Here is an 18,910-nt window from a genome sequence, read left to right on the forward strand (position 1 = left end):
CCGCGAGCGCTCAGCCCTGTGCAGAATCGGCCCGGCTTGATCCTTACAAGGTTGAGCGCTCGCGACGGTCGAAGGTGTTAATGTCCGGCGCGTGACATCCGTACTCGCCATTCCACGGGGGCCCGAAGATGTAACGCCCGCGTGGCTCGGATCAGTGCTGGGAACTGACGTCGACACGGTCGAGGTCACGCCGATCGGAACGGGCCAGACCGGCGCCACGTACCGAGTGTCGGCGACCTACGGCGGCGATACCGACCTGCCCGCGTCGTTCGCGGTCAAGCTGTCCGCGCAGGACGACGCGGTGCGTGAGCGGGTGGCGCTGGGGTACCGCTCCGAGGTCGAGTTCTATTCGCTGATCGCCGACCGCATGCGAATCCCCGTCCCACGCAGCTTCCATCAGGACATCTCCGACGATGGCACCGACGTGGTCCTGCTCCTCGCCGATATGGCCCCCGCGGTGCAGGGCGACCAGATCGCCGGCTGCAACCCCACCGAGGCGCGACTGGCCGTCGAAGCGTTGGCCGGGTTGCACGGCCCGAGCTGGTGCGCGACCGAGTGGATGGACCTGTCCGCGATCGTCATGCCGAAGCCCGGTGACGTCGAGGCGGCCAAGGGCATGGGTGACGTCTGCAAGATGGCCGCCGACATCGTGATCGACCGGCTCGGCGCGTCGATCAGCGCTGATGACCAGCAAACCCTCACCGCGGCAATGGCTTCGGTGACACCATGGCTGATGGCCGAGCCCGACCGGTTCGCGCTGATGCACGGCGACTACCGGCTCGACAACATGCTGTTCGACCCGGAGCGGACGCGCATCACGGTGGTCGACTGGCAGACCGTCGGCATCGGTCTACCCGCACGCGACCTCGCGTACTTCACCGCGACCAGCCTCGAACCGACGGTGCGCGCCGAGATCGAGCGCGATCTCATCGAGCGTTATCACCGGGCGCTACTGATATACGACGTTCCCGATTACGACCTCGAAACCTGTTGGACGGACTACCGTCTCGGGATGGTGCAGGCGCCGCTGCTGGTCGCGCTCGGTACCGCGTTCGCCACGTCGACCGAGCGCGGCGACGAGATGATGCTGGCGATGCTGAGCCGCGGCTGCCGGGCCATCCGGGAACTGGAGACGATGGAGCTGATCAACTCCTACCGCTGACCCAGTCGACCGCCTCCTGAACCGATGCGACGGTCGTCACCCCGGCAGGCAGCGGCGGGCGGTCCACCATCACCACGGCGATGCCGAGTTCGGCGGCGGCATCGAGCTTGGGCCGCGTCATCGTGCCCCCGCTGTTCTTGGTGACCAGCGCGTCGACGCGGTGCTCGCGTAGCAACGCGAGCTCGTCGTCGTAGCGGTACGGTCCGCGCGACAGCACGAGCTGATACCTGGCCGGCAGCTCCTCGACATCGGGTGGGGTGACGGCGCGGATCAGAAACCACGCGTCAACGTCCCTGAAGGCCGCCGCACCGGAGCGCCCTGTCGTCAGAAATACCCGGACGAAACCCTTGGCGGCAACGGTTTTCGCCGCCTCGACGTCGTTGCCGACGACGATCGCGTCGCCCGGTGGCCAGGCGGGGCGCGCCAGCACCAGATGGGGAAGCCCGACCGCGGCGCAGGCGGCGGCGGCATGGGCGGTCATCGTGGCCGCGTACGGGTGCGTGGCGTCGACGACGGCGTCGACGTGTTCGTCGCGCAGCCAGCGTCGCAGCCCGTCGACCCCGCCGAACCCCCCGATACGCACCTCGCCGACCGGCAGCGCGGGATCGGGCACCCGTCCGGCGAGGGAGCTGATCACCTCGATGTCGGGATGCAGTCGCTCGGCCAGCGCCCGCGCCTCGGATGTCCCACCCAGCAACAGGATTCGCATCAGTGCCGCCCGCGCCGCACCCGGTCCGACGAGTACAGGTAGCTGTCGGCGAAGCCCTCGGCCGCCAGCACGTCGCCGACGACGATCACCGCGGTGCGGGTGATGCCCGCCGCTTTCGTCTGAGCCGCGAGATCGGCCAGTGTGCAGCGCACCAACTGTTGCTGCGGCCACGACGCGAATGCGACTACTGCACAGGGCGTTTCGGGGTGGTAGCTGCCGGCCAGCAATTCCGGAACGATCGTGTCGATCTGCGCGGCCGCCAGGTGCAACACCAGTGTGGCACCCGGCGCCGACAGTGTCCGCAGATCCTCCCCCGTCGGCATCGACGTCGACAGCGTGGCCACCCGCGTGAGAGTGACCGTCTGCGCCACACCGGGAACGGTGAGCTCGCGGCCCAGTGCGGCGGCAGCCGCAGCGAACGCCGGTACACCGGGGACGATCTCGTAGTCGACACCGAGGTCGTCGAGCCGACGGCACTGCTCGGCCAGCGCACTGTAGATCGATGGGTCGCCCGAATGCAGCCGCGCCACATCGAGATTCGCGGCGTGGGCGTCGCCGAGTTCGGTGATGATCTGATCGAGTGTCAGCGGGCCGGTGTCCACGACGCGTGCATCCGTCGGGCACAGCGCGAGCAGATCCTCGGGCATGATCGACCCGGCGTACAAACAGACCGGGCAGCGCTGCAGCAGTCTCTGGCCCCGAACGGTGATCAGGTCGGCTGCACCGGGGCCCGCGCCGATGAAGTAGACGGTCATCGCCTGGTCACCGCCCACTGCGTGACGGGCATCGCGGGGCGCCAGCCCGTGAACCCGCCGAGCGGCTCACCATGCTGATACTCGAAACGCCTCAGATCGCCACCGTGCCGCGAGAACCATTGGCCGATAAGCGCTTCGGATTCCACCGTGACGGCATTCGCGACGAGCCGCCCCCCGGCCGGCAACCGATCGAAGCAGGCCTCCAGCAACCCGGGCTGCGTGAGGCCTCCCCCGACGAAGATGACATCAGGCGGCGGCGCTTGCTCGAATGCCTCGGGCGCCCCGCCCAACGCCTCGACACGCACACCGAATGCGACGGCATTGCGGCCGATACGTTCGCGGCGTCGCTCGTCGCGTTCGAAAGCCACCGCGCGGCAACCGGGCCCACTGCGACACCATTCGATCGCGATGCTGCCCGACCCGGCCCCGACGTCCCAAAGCAGTTGGCCCGGTCGCGGCGCCAGGGCGGTCATTGTCACCGCCCGCACCGGTTGTTTGGTGATCTGTCCGTCGTTGGCGAACATGTCGTCGGGCAGCACTCCGAGTCGCCGCTCGTCGGGCAGGTAGCGCACGGCGACCACGTTGAGGTCGTCGACGTCACCGGGAGGTCGCGCCGCCCATTCCCGCGCGGTCGCGGTCCGGCGCCGCTCCGCGGAGCCGCCCAGTTGCTCGAGGATGATGACCTCGGAATCGCCGCGGCCGGTGTCGGTCAGAAGGCGCGCCAGCGCGGCGGGAGTGGCGCGGTCGCGCGACATCACGACGGCTTGGCCCCCGCGGCGCACCGCGATGTGCGGGTCAGACGACACCAGGCTGATGACCTCGGTGTCGTGCACCGCCCAGCCCACTCGCGAGCAGGCCAGGGTCACCGAGGACACGTGCGGCAGCACCGCCACCTGGTCCGGGCCGTGCAGCCGGATCAGTGAGTTGGCGACGCCGTGCAGCAGCGGGTCGCCGCTCGCCACCACATGCACGTCGCCCTCGGCCCCGTCGAGCAGCGTGCGCAGCGCAGGCAGCATCGGTGACGGCCACTCCCGCCGCGCGGCGGTGATGCTGTCATCGAGCAGCTCGAGTTGGCGCCGAGAGCCGTATATCACGGTGGCCCTTGATAGTTCGGCTCTCGATGACAGAGACAGCCCGGCCATGCCGTCGGCACCGATACCGACGACGACGATCATCGGTGTCCTCTGCTCTTCGCGCAAGCGCTCATCGGGGACCCCCTGCTCATCGCGGCAGCCTCCGCCACACGAACCGCGGCGTCATCCGGAACGCCAGCGCCAGCACCGCCAGCGACGCCGGAACCCATACCGTGCGGCGGTCCTTATGCAGCGCGCGAACGGTGGCGTCGGCGACCTGCCCCGGCGTGCTGGACAGCGGCGCGGGCGCCATGCCCTCGGTCATCCGCCCGATCACGAACCCCGGCCGAACCACGAGCAGGTGGACCCCCGAGCCGTGCAGGGCGTCGGCCAGCCCGCTGCAGAACCCGTCCAGCCCAGCTTTCGCGGACCCGTAGACGTAGTTGGCGCGCCGCACGCGGACACCGGCCACCGACGAGAACGCGACGATGGCTCCGGCACCCGCCCCGCGCATCATCTCCGCCAGCACGGTCAACAGGCTGACCTGGGCGACGAAGTCGGTGTGCACGATCGCTGCGGCGTGCGCGGGATCCTTTTCGGCCAGGCTCTGGTCGCCGAGGACGCCGAAGGCCAGCACCGCGGTGTCGATCGGGCCGTGTTCGGCGACGATGGACTCGACGAGCGGGCCGTGCGCGTCCAGGTCGTCGGCGTCGAACTCGCGCACGTGCACGGCCGCGGCACCCGCGGCGCGCACCGCCGCCACCTCGGATTCCAGCTCGTTCGAGCGGCGCGCCGCCAGCAGCACCACCGCCCCGGGCGCCAGACGCGTGGCCACCTCGAGGCCGATCTCGCTGCGCCCGCCGAAGACCACGACCAAGGGCGCACGAGCGTCAGCCGTGTCTGTCATGGCAGCGATTATGTCCTGCGCTACGGTGAAGCCCGATGGCCCAGTCCAGCCGCCGGGCAACCACCCGGCTCACCGATGACGCGCTCGCGTTCCTGTCCGAGCGTCATCTCGCGATGCTGACGACCCTGCGATCGGACAACTCTCCGCACGTCGTCGCCGTCGGATTCACCTTCGACCCGACCACCCACATCGCCCGCGTGATCACCAGCGGCGGTTCGCAGAAGGCCGTGAACGCCGAGCGGCAGGGTGTCGCCGTGCTGAGCCAGGTAGACGGTGCGCGGTGGTTGTCGCTCGAGGGCAAGGCCAAGGTCAACACCGATCCCGACGCCGTCCGCGACGCCGAACTGCGCTACGCGCAGCGCTACCGCACGCCGCGGGTGAACCCGAAACGCGTCGTGATCGAGGTTCGTGTCGAGCGAGTGCTGGGCTCCTCGGGCCTGCTCCACCGGGTCGAACCCTAGGCCGTCGCGGCAGGACCTGCGGGCACCACCGCCAGGTCGTGCGGTCGGTTGTTCACCGACTCCGCGCCGTCGGCGGTGACGATCACGATGTCCTCGATGCGCGCGCCCCACTCGCCGGGAAAGTAGATCCCCGGCTCGACGGAGAACGCCATTCCCTCCTCGAGCGTCAGCGCGTTACCGGCGACGATGTAGGGCTCCTCGTGCACCGACAGCCCGATGCCGTGGCCGGTGCGATGCACGAACGCGTCGGCCAGACCTTCTGCGGCCAGCACGTCGCGGGCGGCGGCGTCGACCTCTTCGGCGGTGACGCCGGGCCGGACGGCCTCGACCGCGGCCTGCTGGGCCCGCTGCAGCACCGCGTAGCGACGGGCGACGTCCGGGTCCGGTTCCCCGATGCTGTAGGTGCGGGTGGAGTCGGAGTTGTAACCGGGCTCGTACGGTCCGCCGATGTCGACGACCACGATGTCACCGGCGCGCAGTTCGCGGTCCGAGCACTCGTGGTGCGGATCGGCCCCGTGCGGTCCGGAACCGACGATGATGAACGCGACGTCAGAATGTCCTTCGGCGACAATCGCTTCGGCAATGTCGGCCGCCACGTCGGCTTCGGTGCGGCCGGGCACCAGAAAGCCGGGGATCCGGGCGTGGACCCGGTCGATGGCCGCCCCTGCCTTACGCAGCGCGTCGATTTCGGCTTGGTCCTTGATCATCCGCAGCCGGCGCAGCACGTCGGTGGCCAGCACAGGCACCGCGCCGAGCACGCCGGCGAGCGGAAGCAGGTGCAGAGCGGGCATCGAGTCGGTCACCGCCACCGCGAGAGTCCCTGCCCCCAACGACTCGCCCACGAGCGCGTAGGGGTCGTCGCCATCGACCCAGTCGCGCACCGTCAGACCGAGTTCGGGGATTGCGGAGTCCTTGAGCGCCGCCAACTCCAGTCGCGGCACGACGACGGTCGCGTCGCCGTCGGCCGGCAGCACCAGCGCGGTGAGCCGCTCGAATGTCTGCGCGCGTGAACCGACCAGATAGCGCAAGTCGTAACCCGGCGTGATCACCAGGCCCGCGAGACCGGCATCGGCGGCGGCCGATGCGGCGGCACGCAAACGGCTCGCATACACATCGGTGCTGAATCGACTGGACGTCATGGGATTCAGGCTAATCCGGATCGGGGTGGGCGGTGACCGCGTGCTTCTCGTTAGTGTCAGCGATCGCGGCCCGCACGGCTGCAAGCGCTGGCCACTCGGCGCCGGCGGGGATGCGGGCGACGACGTCGGCGAGCGCGCCGGCGGCATCCCTGCCGCGAAAGTAGAGATCGTCTAGCGCGGTGCGCAACTCGAACAGGAGAGCTCCTTGCCGGCGTGCGAGCTCGAGCGCCGTCGCCAACTCGGCTCGCTGGCGGGCTGGATCCGCCGTCTGCGCGCGGAGTCGCAGCAGCTCGGCGTCGTAGAAGTGCATGCCCGTCTCGCGGGCCCTCGCGAGCCCGATCTCGAGCCGTTTGCGCGCGGACTCCGGTTCTCCCGCGGTGATCAACAACCGCCCAAGTATGCCGTCGAAGATGGTGGTGTAGATCTCCACTCCCATCGCACGCATGGAATCGAGGGAGTTCGTCAACGACGCAATGTGTTCGTTGAGAGCCGTCCGATCAACGGGATCGACGCGCGAGATATCCAGTGCACCGAGAGCGGCCTGCCAGGTGGCGCCTACTGGGAGCCACATGTCGAAACCGTGTTGCTCGGCCTCGGTGATCAACTTGGTGGCGCTGACTGCGGCGCGGGCAAACTGGCCCGCCTCGATGCGCAGCCAGGTCTCCATAGACAGCGTGAAGGCATGCAGGTACGGACCATCGGGGAATCGAGCGGCATCGGCGGCACGCGCCGACGCTTCCAGGCCGGCCTCGGCCGCCCGAAGGTCAGCGCGCATCAACGCGGCCACGGCCCGGTAAATGGAATGCATGTCGTTGTCGATGGTTCGTCGCTCTGAACGGCGCAAACCCGCAGTCGCTGAATTCAGAGCAGTCGTGGCGGCGCTCAGATCGCCGCGCATATGCGCCATCGCCCCGTCCAGAGTGTCGATTCCAGAGCGTGGCCAACGTCGTTGCCCGGATCCGTCTCGTAGCGCCCTGATCACCTGAGCGGCTCGGCGCAGGTCGGCGCGGACAAGGTAGTAATTGGCCAAAGCCACCAGAGTCATATACAAGTCGTTGTCGGTCAGGGCTCCGCTCAGCCGCAAACATCGTTCGAGATCTGTCGCGGCGTCCCGGCTTTGATATCCCTCCGCGGTCAGGCTGAGGAGCCCGCGTCCCAGCCGCAGGGCGGCTTCACGTCGATCGCGATCGGCTCCCGCTGCAACGTGATCGAGTTGGGCGAGCCCACGCGTCAGGCAGGTGATCGCCTCGCCGAGGGCACCACGGAGACGGGCGCTGTCGGAGGCGCGGCGGTAGGCCGTCGCCGCGTCGTCGAATCGGTCGGCTGCTTCGTAGTGGCCGGCTACGCGCAGCCAGTCGGGCTCACCCACTTCTGTCATGGCGTCGGCGACTCTGGCGTGGAGCGCCCGCCGGACTGTGGGCGGCGCTAATTCGGCTGCGACTTCGCGGAGTAGCTCATGCCGGAACCGCCAACCGTCGCAACCCCAACGTTCGAGAACGCGCGCACGTTCGAGTTCATCGACGGCCTCGTCGATCTCGCGCTCGCTCAGCTCGGGGACGGTGTAGAGCAGCTGTCGATGGATTTGTCGGCCGATCACGGCCGCAGCCTCGACCACCCGCACCACCGTCGGGCCTGTCCGCAGTCGGGCGAACAACGGCTCGTACAGCGTTTCGGGCACTCCGGCCTCGCTGGTGCCATTGACGATCTGCTCGATGTAGAACGGAACGCCGTCGCAGCGGGCAGCCACCTGCGCCCGCTGATCGGCGCTCATGTCAGCATCGAGTGCGCCGATCAACAAGCCGGATTCGTCCTCCGTCAATGGCCCGATCTCCAGCACCGTGGAATGCCCGAGCGTGTCCGGCGCGACCCCGTGCCGTTCGGTCATAACCGCCATCAATGTGCCGTCAGCCGCATCCAGTAACGCCGCGAGCACCTCACGGCTGGCCGGGTCGAACCAGTGGACATCCTCGGCGACGATCACACCGGCCCGACCGCCCAGACAGGCTTTCAGGTAGGTGGAGATCGCTTCGGAGATCAATTCGTAGAGTTTGCGCCCCTCGGCGGGAACCGGTTCGTAGCCGGCTTGCGCGTCCAGGCCCAGTACGGGGGCCAGCAAGGGGACATAACTCGACACATCCAGCCCGAGCGCATTCAGGTGACCGGTCAGCGCACGTAAGCGTTTGTCCGGCACCGTGTTCCGGTCGATGCCGCATTGGCTCTCGAGCAGCGTGCGTATCGGATACAAGCCGGCGTCGGTGTGAAACGGTGACCCCGTCAACTCCAATACCGCCGCCCCGGAAGCTTGCGCCAACTCGGCCGCAGCGGCCGCTAACCGAGACTTGCCAATCCCCGCTTCTCCCCGCAGGATCAGCCCCGGAGCCGTCAACACACCCGCTTCGGCCATCGCCCAGTACTTTTCGATCTCGGCCAGTTCGCGAGTACGTCCAATCAGCGGGCCGCGGCCGATTGCGCGCCGCCCACGGCGTTCAGCCACGACGCGGTAGTGAACAATGGCGTCGTCCACTCCTTTCACCAACGACGGTCGGCAGGCTGTCATCTCGAACTCGTTGCGTATCAACGGTTCTACGGTGTCGGAGACGACGACGGTGCCTGGTGCCGCGAGTCCCGAGACACGAGCCGCCAGATTGGCGGCCAGGCCGTACACGTCACCCTCTGCGGTGTCGAGATACACGACACCGCGATGCACCCCCACCCGAACGCCGATTCCGAACCCGTAGCGTCTCTTTGCCTGTTCACTCAGCCTGGCGACCTCCGAGGTGATTTGTAAGCCCGCGTGCACGGCCCGGCATACGTCGTTGTCGTGGGCGATCGGGTAACCGAACACTGCGAGAAGTCCGTCCCCGGCGGTGTTGCCGATATAGCCCTCGTAACGCCGCACGGCGCTCAGCACTTGTGTGCGATAGCGGCCCACCAGGAGCCGATAAGTCTCCGGTTCGACGCGCCTCGACAGCACGGTGGAGTCGACCAGATCGGCAAAGAAGATGGTCAGCCGTCGAATCTCGCCCGGCTCGGCCGGCGCCGCCAGCAGGTCTTCCGCTTCGGCGTTCATGCTGTCCGCCGCCAGCACCCTTCCGGCCAGCTCCGACGCCGTGGTCCGATCACCCCGGTTGATCGCGGCGACCGCCTGATCAAGCAACGCATCGATCGACGCCTCACCCGCAACGTGTGTGCAGCCCTTTATCGAGCGCGCCGCATCGTCGCTCATGGAGTTATCGTGGCATCCCTGCGGACCCCATGAGGGTGAAGCGCCGCCTGGCAGGATCTCCGTATGTCTTCTCTGGTCCTGCTCGACGGCGCCAGCATGTGGTTTCGCTCCTATTTCGGGGTGCCCAACTCGATCACCGCGCCGGACGGGCGCCCCGTGAACGCGCTGCGCGGCTTCCTGGACGCCATGGCGACGGTGATCACCCGAGAGCGTCCGGACCGGCTGGTGGTCTGCCGCGACGACGATTGGCGACCGCAGTGGCGCGTCGACCTCATTCCGTCCTACAAGGCGCACCGCGTGCTCGAGGAGAACCCCGAAGACGAGCCCGATGTCGAAGAGGTGCCCGACGACCTCAGCCCGCAGGTCGACATGATCTTCGAGATTCTCGACGCGTTCGGCATCCCGACCGCGGGCGCCGCCGAGTGCGAGGCCGACGACGTGCTGGGCACACTGGTCGCGCGCGAGAAGCGCGACCCCGTCGTGGTGGTCAGCGGGGATCGCGACCTGTTGCAGCTGGTGCGCGATGAGCCGATTTCGGTGCGGGTGCTCTACCTCGGCCGCGGTCTGGCCAAGGCCACCAAATGGGGTCCGAAGGAAGTGGCCGAGACGTACGGGGTGCCGGTGGACCGGGCGGGTCCGGCGTATGCCGAATTGGCGCTTCTGCGCGGCGATCCGAGCGACGGACTGCCCGGCGTTCCCGGCATCGGAGAGAAGACGGCCGCGACGCTGCTGGCACAGCACGGCTCGCTGGAGAACATCCTCGCCGCGGCGAACGACCCGAAGTCGAAGATGAGCAAGGCGTACCGGACCAAGCTGCTCAAAGCCGCCGACTACATCGAGGCGGCGGCCCCGGTGGTCAAGGTGGCCACCGACGCCGAGCTCGACTGGTCCACGCCGAACGACACGCTGCCCCTGGCAGCCGAGCATCCGCGCAAGGTCGTCACACTGGCCGAGGCCTACGGCGTCACGTCATCGATCGGGCGGTTGCAGAAGGCCCTCGACGGGCTCGACGGCTAGCGGCCAACAGGCTTACTTGGGCCTGCCGACCTCGTAGGTGCCCTTGTCGTCCTGGAAGGTCACCGTCACCTGACGCTTGGTGCCGTCGATGCTGACCTCGCAGTTGAACGTGCCACCCTTCTCGACGGTCGGATTCTGGCCGTCATTGCACTTGACGTCCTTGACGTTCGTGGCGCCGTAGCCGTTGGCCTCGTCGGTCAGGATTCGCTGCACCCCGGACTGCGCGGCGTCGATGTCGAGTTTGGTGGTGACGAAGAAACCCGGCTTCCAGAAGCCCAGCACCAGCACGACCGCGACGATCACCGCTGCCAGCAGGCCGATGACGCCACCGATCACCGCCAGGGAACGCTTCGATCCCTCCTCGGCTCCCGGAGTGCCGTACTGCGGGTACTGGCCGTACTGGCCCGGCTGCTGGCCGTACTGGCCGGGTTGCTGTCCGTACTGACCGGCCTGGTCACCGTACTGGCCGGGCTGCTGCTGGTAGCCCGGTTGACCCGGTTGCGCGTATGACTGGCCGTAATGCGGTTGCCCGTACTGCCCCGGCTGTTGATACGCCTGCGGGTTGTACTCGCTGGACTGCTGTCCGTACTGCTCCCCACCCGGGTACTGCTGCGGCGGCTGATATGCCGGCTGCTGGTACTGCGGATACTGCTGCTGCGTCTGCGACGGGTCGTAGGCCGGCGGCTGCCAGGTGGGCGCCGCCTGGGTGGCGTCGCCGCTCTGAGCCTGCCACGGCTGGTTGGCCGACGGATCGCTGGACGGCTGGTCCGTAGGCTGTTCCGGCTGCTGGCCCGGCCACGACTGCGTCGGATCAGATCCCTGCGGTCCGCTCATATCACTCCTTGTTCACCCGCGGCCGAGCCGCGAATACCTGCCCGTCTTGCTCCCGACACATTACCCCGCATCAACAGCGACGACGCCGCGTCGAACGTCGTTTATCGCGCGTTTTGCGGTGGTCCGCAACGCGGTGCTGGGCGCGGCGTTGCGCACCTGGTCGAGCAGGTCGAGAACCTGTCGGCACCAGCGGACGAAATCGCCCGCCGACAGCGGCGATCCGCTGCCCGTCGCGTCCGAGGCGGCCAGCGTGCTGGTCAGGTCGCCGGTGGTGGCCCACCGGAAGATCGCGGCGACGAACCCGTCGTCTGGTTCACGGCTGCCCGTGATGCGGTGGCGCTGCTCGTCGGCGCGCAGCTCGGTCCACAGCCGTCGCGTCTGGTTGAGTGCGCGGCGCAGGCTGCCGGTCGGGATGTCGAAACCCTCGCGACCGCCCGGCGTGTCGCCGCGAGCTTCATAGAGCACCGCGGACACCACGCCCGCCAGCTCGGCGGCGTCGAGACCCTCCCAGATGCCGGTGCGCAGCGCCTCGGCCACCAGCAGGTCACTTTCGCTGTAGATCCGGGCAAGCAGGCGGCCATCGTCGGTCACCTTGGGATCGTCCGCGGCGCCGCCGATGAAGCCTCGTTCGGTCAGCAGCACCACGATCCGGTCGAATGTGCGCGCCAGCGAGTTGGTGGCCGCGACCACCTTCTGCCGGGTCTGTTCGTTGTCCCGCTCGATGCGCAGATACCGCTCGGCCAGCCGCGCCTTCTCCTCCCTGTCGGGCCGGTGATGAACCGGGTGGGAACGCAATTGCTCCCGCAGCGCGGCCAATTCGGGGTCGATGTCGGGTTCGGTTTTCGCGGGGCCGCTGCGCTTGCCTTTTCTGGACGGGACGTCGAGGCGTTCGGCCGCCGAGTTGAGCGCCGACGCAAGGTCGCGCCGTGCGCGGGGGTTGCGGTGCTCGACGCGCTTGGGCAACGGCATGGTGCCCAATGGGGGCGACGTTCCCGAGTAGTCGGCCGACGAGATCCGCCCGGCCCAGCGGTGTTCGGTCAACACGAGCGGGCGTGGGTCCTCGTCGTCGCGGGCCGGTTCGAGCACGACGGCCAAGCCTCCGCGGCGACCGTGGGTGATCGTGATGATGTCGCCGCGGCGCAGCGAGGCCAGCGCGTCGTTGGCGGCCCTGCGGCGCTGCAGCCGCGAGGCCCGCGACTGGGCACGTTCGCGTTCGGAGATCTGCAGCCGCAGCCGCACGTAGTCCAGGATCGAGTGGTCGCCCAGTTCGGCGGTGATCTCGGTGAGGATCCGCTCACCGCGCTCGATGCCGCGACGCAGCCCGACCACCGAACGGTCGGCCTGGTACTGCGCGAACGAACTCTCCAACAGCTTGTGCGCCTGCGCCGGCCCCATCTGCTGGACGAGGTTGATGGTCATGTTGTACGACGGCGCAAAGGAACTGCGCAGCGGGAACGTCCGGGTGGACGCCAACCCGGCCACCTCGGCCGGTTCGACATCCGGGGTCCACAGCACCACGGCATGGCCCTCGACGTCGATGCCGCGGCGGCCGGCCCGCCCCGTCAGCTGCGTGTACTCCCCGGGGGTCAACGGCACGTGTTGTTCGCCGTTGAACTTCACCAGCCGCTCCAGCACCACCGTGCGTGCGGGCATGTTGATTCCCAAAGCCAGTGTCTCCGTTGCGAATACCGCCTTCACGAGCCCGGCGGAGAACAACTCCTCGACGGTATGGCGGAACACCGGCAACATGCCGGCGTGGTGGGCGGCCAGTCCGCGCAGCAGACCCTCGCGCCACTCGTGGTAGTCGAGCACGATCAGGTCGGACTCGGGCAGATCTCCGCAGCGACGATCGACGACCTGGGCGATGCGGGTCCGTTCCTCGTCGGTGGTCAGCCGCAGCGACGACCGCAGGCACTGTTTGACCGCGGCGTCGCATCCGGCGCGGGAGAAGATGAAGGTGATTGCCGGTAACAGCCCTTCGCGGTCGAGCGTGGCGATGACCTCGGGCCGCGACGGCGGACGGTACATGCTCGGCCTGCCCCGGTTGCGGCCGCGACCGCGTGGCTGCCAGTCGGCGAGCCGGTCGGCTTCGCGCCGATGTGCGATGTGCCGCAACAACTCCGGGTCGACCAGCAACTCCCGGTTCGGTTTCGTGGTCCCGCGGGCCGCCCGGGTGGCGCGGTAGTCGAACAGGTCGAACAACCGCTTGCCGACCAGCACGTGCTGCCACAGCGGAACGGGACGGTGTTCGTCGACGATGACCGTGGTGTCCCCGCGCACGGTCTGGATCCAGCCGCCGAACTCCTCGGCGTTGCTGACCGTCGCCGACAGGCTCACCAGCCGCACGTCGTCGGGCAGATGCAGGATGACCTCCTCCCACACCGCACCGCGCATGCGATCGGCCAGGAAATGCACCTCGTCCATGACTACATACGAAAGGCCGTGCAGGGCAGAGGAGTTCGCGTAGAGCATGTTGCGAAGCACTTCGGTGGTCATGACGACCACGTCGGCGTCTCCGTTGACCGACTGGTCGCCGGTGAGCAATCCGATCTTCTCCGGGCCGTATCGCTGCACCAGGTCGTTGTGCTTCTGGTTGCTCAGCGCCTTGATCGGCGTCGTGTAGAAGCACTTGCCGCCCGCCGCGAGCGCGAGGTGAACGGCGAACTCCCCCACGACGGTCTTGCCCGCGCCGGTGGGTGCGCACACCAGCACCCCGTGACCGTTCTCCAGCGCCTCGCACGACCGGCGCTGGAAGTCGTCGAGTGCAAACTTCAGCTGTTCGGCGAAACGGGCTAGCTCGCAGTCCAATTCGCTAGGTGGCATCGTCGTCGACCACATGCCGTGCGGACGTCGGCACGGTGCTGGGCGCTTCCACGGGTTCGGCGGGCTCGATCGGCGCGGCCGCGTCGTCGGGGACGTCCTCGAGCGCGGCCCGCCGCGCCTTGCGCCGGTCATGCAGCCGTGCGATCTGAATCGCGAACTCGAGCAGTACCGTCAGGGCGAGCGCGAGCGCCAGCATCGAGAACGGATCTGATCCCGGGGTGAACAGCGCGGCGAACACGAACAGCGCGAAGATCAGGCCGCGGCGCCACGCCTTGAGGCGCTCGTAGGTCAGCACTCCGACGGCGTTGAGCATCACGATCAGCAGCGGGAACTCGAAGCTGAAACCGAACACCAGCAGCAGGTTGATCAGGAACCCGAAGTACTGATCGCCGGACAGTGCGGTGATCTGGACGTCGCTGCCGACGGTGAGCAGGAAGCCCAACGCGGTGGCCAACACCACGTACGCCAGCACCGCGCCCGCGACGAACAACGTGGCGCCCACGCTGACGAACGCGACGGCAAAGCGGCGCTCCTTCTTGTAAAGCCCAGGTGTGATGAAGGCCCACGTCTGATAGAGCCACACCGGGCAGGCCAGCACGATGCCCGCGGTCAACGCGACCTTCAGCCGCAACATGAACTGGTCGAAGGGCGCGGTGGCGAGCAGGCGGCACTCGTCGCCGGGTGCGATGGTCGCCCGCGACGAGGGCGGCAGGGCACAGTAGGGCCCCCGCAGCCAGTCACCGAGGCTGGGCATTCCGAAGACGCCGTGGGTGTACCAGAGAAAGCCGAGGATGGTCGTGACGACGACGGCAGCCGCCGAGATCAGTAGCCGGGAGCGCAGCTCCTGCAGGTGCTCGACGAGTGACATCGTGCCATCGGGGTTGACCCGCGAGCGCCGTCGGCGAGGATCGAGCTTCTTGAAGAGTCCTGGGGTCTGCACGGCATGCCTACTGACGCGGCAGCGTGGCCGCGGTCAATTGATTCTCGGCGATCAGGCCGGACGTTTGTCCGACGGCTGCTCGGTGCCCGGAGCCGCTCCAGTCTCCGGAGCCGCTCCAGTCTCGGGAGCCGCAGAGTTGTCGACACGCTCCGAGGCGATCGGAGTGGCCGGCGGCGGCGTGTCCGACTTGGAATCGGCCTGCATCTCCTTGATCTCCGACTTGAAGATCCGCATCGACTTGCCCAGTGAGCGCGCTGCGTCCGGGAGCTTCTTGGCACCGAAGAGCAGCACGAATACGGCGATAACGATTACCCAGTGCCAGGGTTGTAGACCACCCATGTAGGTCACCTCCAGACGTCCGGGCCAGTCTACCGTCAGTCGGCCTCCGCGCCGTAGGCGCGCAGCGCGGCTTGCGCCGATTCGCGCACCCTGGCAGCCAGATGGGCGGGTTCGAGCACGCGCACGGCCGACCCGAATCCGAGCACGAACCGGGCCATCCAGTCGTCGGAGGCGTAGGTCATCGCCGCCTCCCAGCCGCCGTCGGGCAGTTCCCGGCTGACCCGCAGCGGGTAGTAGTCGAACATCCACGCCGCTGACCGGTCGATCTGCAGCGCCGCCGACGGCAGGGAGGGGTCCGCGTCGAACAGCGAGGTGTCCGGTTCGGGCTGCACGGCAGGCGGTGGCGGCGCCGACGGTTCGTCGAGGACTTGTGCGTCGACGATGCGGTCGAAACGGAACAACCGCACCCCCTCGGCGGTCCGGCACCACGCCTCCAGGTAGCTGTGGTCGCCGACCAGCACCACCCGAATCGGGTCGACGATGCGGCTGGTCAGCACGTCGTGGGACGCCGAGTAGTAGTCGATCGACACCGCGCGTGCGTCGCGGACCGCCTCCCGCACCGCCGCGGCCGCCTCACTCTCGATCGGCGCGCGCTCGTCGACCGCCGCGCCGTCCTGGCCCACCGTGCCCGCAGCAGACTCGATCTTTGCGATCGCGCTGCGCGCCGCCTCCGGATCGACCATGCCCGGCACGTCGGCCAGCGCGCGCAGCGCCACCAGTACACCCGTCGCCTCCGGGGACGTCAACCGCAGCGGGTGGTCGATGCCTGCGGTGAACGTGACTTCGATTGTGTCGCCGGAGAATTCGAAGTCGATCAGGTCGCCGGGGCCGTATCCGGGCAGACCGCACATCCACAGTTGGTTGAGGTCCTCGCGCAGTTGATTGACGCTGACGCCGAGATCGGAGGCCGCCTCGGCATAGGTGATCCTCGGGTTGGCCTGGAAGTACGGCACCATGTTCAGCAACCGAACCAACCGAGTCGATACGGCCGTCACTGCTGCCCCGCCTGCGCTCTCAACCGGGCCACCACGTCTTCGCGTAACGACTCGGGCTCGAGTGCGACCGCGTCGGGTCCGTAACTGGCGACCTCCCGGGCCAACCGGTCGAACATTCCGATGTCGATGGTGATCACCTCGCCTGCGCGGCCGTTGTGCGACTGCGGAGTCGCCGACGCGGCCCGTTGCCGCAGCGCGGTGCCCTTGCCGTCGGCGATCCACACCTGTGCCTGACCGCTTGACGGCCACTCACCCACCGCGCGCTCGACGACTTCGCGCAGGTCGACGCCTGGTGGCCGCTTGACCGCCCCGGGCGGTCCGACCGTCGTCACCTCGGCCCCGATACGTGAGAGCCGGAACGTGCGCGTGGCGTCGCGGTCGCGGTCGTGTCCCACCAGATACCAGCGGCCCCGGTGGGTGATGACGCCCCAGGGCTCCACCGTGCGGGTGGTGTAGGGGTCGCTGCGCGACGGTCGGTGCGGGAACTGCACGGCTTGTCCGGAATCGATGGCCGACAACAGGATTCCCAGCACCTCCTCGGAACCGCGCAGCCCGGGCAGGGCCGCGGTCGACGTGATCGCCGGTGGGGCATCCACGGCGTCGATGTCGATTCCCGCCGCGCGCAGCTTCAGCAACGCGCCCTGGGTGGCGGTGATGAGCTCCGGCGATTCCCACAACTGCGTGGCCACCGCGACGGCGGCCGCCTCGTCGGGGGTCAGTTCGACCGTCGGCAGCGCGTAGGCCTCCCGGTTGATTCGGTAGCCCTCGGTCGGATCGAATTGCGAAACCCGCCCGGTCTCGAGCGGAATGCCCAAGTCGCGTAACTCGTTCTTGTCGCGCTCGAACATGCGGGAGAAGGCCTCGTCGCTGGCGCTGTCGGCGTACCCCGAAACCGTCTGACGGATCCTCTCGGCAGTGATGAAGTTCCGCGTCGACAGCAGCGCGATCACGAGATTCATCAACCGCTCGACTTTGGAGATCGACACTCGACCCAGCTTAGGGCTTGCCGTCCTCATGCCGACCGCTCACCGGTGTACGAAATCTCGCGCGTCGAAACCGTACGAGGGTGAGCGCTCGCGCCAAAGATGACGCGCTACATGCTGGCGATGAGGCGCTTGACCCGCTCGTCGACCGACCGGAACGGGTCCTTGCACAACACGGTGCGCTGCGCCTGATCGTTGAGCTTGAGGTGCACCCAGTCGACGGTGAAGTCGCGGCCGGCCTCCTGTGCGGCGCTGATGAACTCTCCGCGCAGCTTGGCCCTGGTGGTTTGCGGCGGCGTGTTGACGGCCGCCTCGATGTCCTCGTCGGTGGTGATCCGCGCGGCCAGTCCCTTGCGCTGCAACAGGTCGAACACCCCGCGACCGCGCTTGATGTCGTGGTATGCGAGATCGAGCTGGCTGATCTTCGGGTCGGACAGCTCCATGTTGTAGCGGTCCTGATAGCGCTGGAACAGCTTGCGCTTGATCACCCAGTCGATCTCGGTGTCGACCTTCGCGAAATCCTGGCTCTCCACGGCGTCGAGTTGCCGTCCCCACAGGTCGACCACTTGCTGGATCTGGGTGTTGGGCTCCCGGCTCTGCAAATATTCGACCGCGCGGGCGTAATACTCGCGCTGGATGTCCAGGGCGCTGGCCTGCCTGCCGCCGGCAAGACGCACCGGCCGCCGGCCCGTCAGGTCGTGGCTCACCTCCCGGATCGCGCGGATCGGGTTGTCCAGCGAGAAGTCGCGGAACGCGATTCCGGCCTCGATCATCTCCAGCACCAGCGACGCCGTGCCCACCTTGAGCATCGTGGTGGCCTCGCACATGTTCGAGTCGCCGACGATGACATGCAGCCTGCGGTACTTCTCGGCGTCGGCGTGCGGTTCGTCGCGGGTGTTGATGATCGGACGCGACCGGGTGGTGGCCGAGGACACGCCCTCCCAGATGTGCTCGGCGCGCTGGCTCAGGCAGAATGTCGCGGCCTTCGGGGTCTGCAGCACCTTGCCCGCGCCGCAGATCAACTGGCGCGTGACCAGAAACGGCAGCAGGACATCGGAGATCCGCGAGAACTCGCCGGCCCGCACGATCAGGTAGTTCTCGTGGCAGCCATACGAGTTGCCCGCGGAGTCGGTGTTGTTCTTGAACAGGTAGATGTCGCCGCCGATGCCCTCGTCGGCCAACCGCTGTTCGGCGTCGATGAGCAGATCCTCGAGCACCCGCTCACCCGCCCGGTCGTGGGTGACCAGCTGCGTGAGGTTGTCACACTCTGCGGTGGCGTACTCGGGGTGGCTTCCCACGTCGAGGTAGAGGCGGGCGCCGTTGCGGAGGAAGACGTTCGAACTGCGACCCCACGACACCACTCGCCGGAACAGGTAACGCGCCACCTCGTCGGGACTGAGCCGACGATGACCGTGGAACGTGCAGGTGACACCGAATTCGGTCTCGATGCCCATGATCCGTCGCTGCACCTCATCGAGACTACTTGTTGCTGGGCGGTCACGGAGGGCAAGCCGCGCCGAAGAACGCACCCGACATCGGGTTGACAC

At 68.0% G+C, this 18,910-nt stretch carries 16 protein-coding genes; 3 read left to right on the top strand and 13 right to left on the bottom strand.

Going from position 1 to position 18,910, the window contains the following annotated elements:
* Window positions 1–91 precede the first annotated feature (91 nt).
* Window positions 92–1,162: a phosphotransferase family protein gene (locus AU193_RS00325; RefSeq protein ID WP_064420358.1), complete on the top strand. Its 1,071-nt coding sequence runs from the start codon at window positions 92–94 to the stop codon at window positions 1,160–1,162.
* On the opposite strand, the gene AU193_RS00330 is transcribed toward AU193_RS00325, so the two are convergent.
* From AU193_RS00330 to AU193_RS00345, 4 genes are read right to left on the bottom strand one after another with little or no spacing between them, the layout of a single operon-like run.
* Window positions 1,146–1,871: a cobalt-precorrin-6A reductase gene (locus AU193_RS00330; protein WP_064420359.1), complete on the bottom strand. Its 726-nt coding sequence runs from the start codon at window positions 1,869–1,871 to the stop codon at window positions 1,146–1,148. The two genes, AU193_RS00325 and AU193_RS00330, sit on opposite strands and share 17 nt — an antisense overlap.
* A complete protein-coding gene (cobM, locus tag AU193_RS00335; RefSeq protein ID WP_064420619.1) occupies window positions 1,871–2,626 on the bottom strand; it encodes a precorrin-4 C(11)-methyltransferase in 756 nt (251 codons plus the stop codon). The genes AU193_RS00330 and cobM overlap by 1 nt, the downstream gene beginning before the upstream one ends.
* Complete coding sequence (locus tag AU193_RS00340; RefSeq protein ID WP_064420360.1) at window positions 2,623–3,801, bottom strand: bifunctional cobalt-precorrin-7 (C(5))-methyltransferase/cobalt-precorrin-6B (C(15))-methyltransferase; 1,179 nt, start codon at window positions 3,799–3,801, stop codon at window positions 2,623–2,625. The genes cobM and AU193_RS00340 overlap by 4 nt, the downstream gene beginning before the upstream one ends.
* A gap of 46 nt (window positions 3,802–3,847) precedes the next feature.
* The gene (locus AU193_RS00345; RefSeq protein WP_064420361.1) at window positions 3,848–4,606 is read right to left on the bottom strand and encodes an SDR family NAD(P)-dependent oxidoreductase; all 759 of its coding nucleotides are present in this window, start codon (window positions 4,604–4,606) and stop codon (window positions 3,848–3,850) included.
* A 35-nt stretch (window positions 4,607–4,641) separates the two neighbouring features.
* Here AU193_RS00345 and AU193_RS00350 point away from each other — a divergent pair, with 35 nt between their 5' ends.
* Window positions 4,642–5,067, top strand: coding sequence for a F420-dependent biliverdin reductase (locus AU193_RS00350; protein WP_064420362.1), 426 nt, complete (start codon window positions 4,642–4,644; stop codon window positions 5,065–5,067).
* Here AU193_RS00350 and AU193_RS00355 read toward each other — a convergent pair.
* Both AU193_RS00355 and AU193_RS00360 read right to left on the bottom strand, forming a co-directional pair.
* The gene (locus AU193_RS00355) at window positions 5,064–6,206 is read right to left on the bottom strand and encodes a Xaa-Pro peptidase family protein (protein ID WP_064420363.1); all 1,143 of its coding nucleotides are present in this window, start codon (window positions 6,204–6,206) and stop codon (window positions 5,064–5,066) included. The genes AU193_RS00350 and AU193_RS00355 overlap by 4 nt on opposite strands.
* Window positions 6,207–6,216: 10 nt before the next feature.
* Complete coding sequence (locus AU193_RS00360; RefSeq protein ID WP_082682773.1) at window positions 6,217–9,432, bottom strand: adenylate/guanylate cyclase domain-containing protein; 3,216 nt, start codon at window positions 9,430–9,432, stop codon at window positions 6,217–6,219.
* Between the two features lie 63 nt (window positions 9,433–9,495).
* On the opposite strand from AU193_RS00360, the gene AU193_RS00365 reads away from it, so the two are divergent.
* Complete coding sequence (locus AU193_RS00365; protein ID WP_064420364.1) at window positions 9,496–10,449, top strand: 5'-3' exonuclease; 954 nt, start codon at window positions 9,496–9,498, stop codon at window positions 10,447–10,449.
* A gap of 12 nt (window positions 10,450–10,461) precedes the next feature.
* Here AU193_RS00365 and AU193_RS00370 read toward each other — a convergent pair whose 3' ends face one another.
* From AU193_RS00370 to pafA, 7 genes are all read right to left on the bottom strand, one after another.
* Window positions 10,462–11,283, bottom strand: a complete 822-nt coding sequence (locus tag AU193_RS00370) for a DUF4333 domain-containing protein (RefSeq protein ID WP_064420365.1) — start codon at window positions 11,281–11,283, stop codon at window positions 10,462–10,464.
* Between the two features lie 60 nt (window positions 11,284–11,343).
* The gene (locus AU193_RS00375; RefSeq protein WP_156425063.1) at window positions 11,344–14,106 is read right to left on the bottom strand and encodes an RNA helicase; all 2,763 of its coding nucleotides are present in this window, start codon (window positions 14,104–14,106) and stop codon (window positions 11,344–11,346) included.
* Window positions 14,096–15,046, bottom strand: coding sequence for a twin-arginine translocase subunit TatC (gene tatC, locus AU193_RS00380; protein WP_064420367.1), 951 nt, complete (start codon window positions 15,044–15,046; stop codon window positions 14,096–14,098). Before tatC ends, AU193_RS00375 begins: the two co-directional genes overlap by 11 nt.
* 51 nt (window positions 15,047–15,097) lie before the next feature.
* A complete protein-coding gene (tatA, locus tag AU193_RS00385) occupies window positions 15,098–15,385 on the bottom strand; it encodes a Sec-independent protein translocase subunit TatA (RefSeq protein WP_064420620.1) in 288 nt (95 codons plus the stop codon).
* Between the two features lie 35 nt (window positions 15,386–15,420).
* Complete coding sequence (locus AU193_RS00390; protein WP_064420368.1) at window positions 15,421–16,380, bottom strand: YafY family protein; 960 nt, start codon at window positions 16,378–16,380, stop codon at window positions 15,421–15,423.
* Window positions 16,377–17,366: a YafY family protein gene (locus AU193_RS00395; RefSeq protein ID WP_064420369.1), complete on the bottom strand. Its 990-nt coding sequence runs from the start codon at window positions 17,364–17,366 to the stop codon at window positions 16,377–16,379. The genes AU193_RS00390 and AU193_RS00395 overlap by 4 nt, the downstream gene beginning before the upstream one ends.
* A gap of 107 nt (window positions 17,367–17,473) precedes the next feature.
* The gene (pafA, locus tag AU193_RS00400) at window positions 17,474–18,832 is read right to left on the bottom strand and encodes a Pup--protein ligase (RefSeq protein ID WP_156425064.1); all 1,359 of its coding nucleotides are present in this window, start codon (window positions 18,830–18,832) and stop codon (window positions 17,474–17,476) included.
* Between the last annotated feature and the right edge of the window lie 78 nt (window positions 18,833–18,910).

Origin of the sequence: Mycobacterium sp. GA-1285, assembly GCF_001499905.1 — a bacterium.
GTDB lineage: Bacteria > Actinomycetota > Actinomycetes > Mycobacteriales > Mycobacteriaceae > Mycobacterium.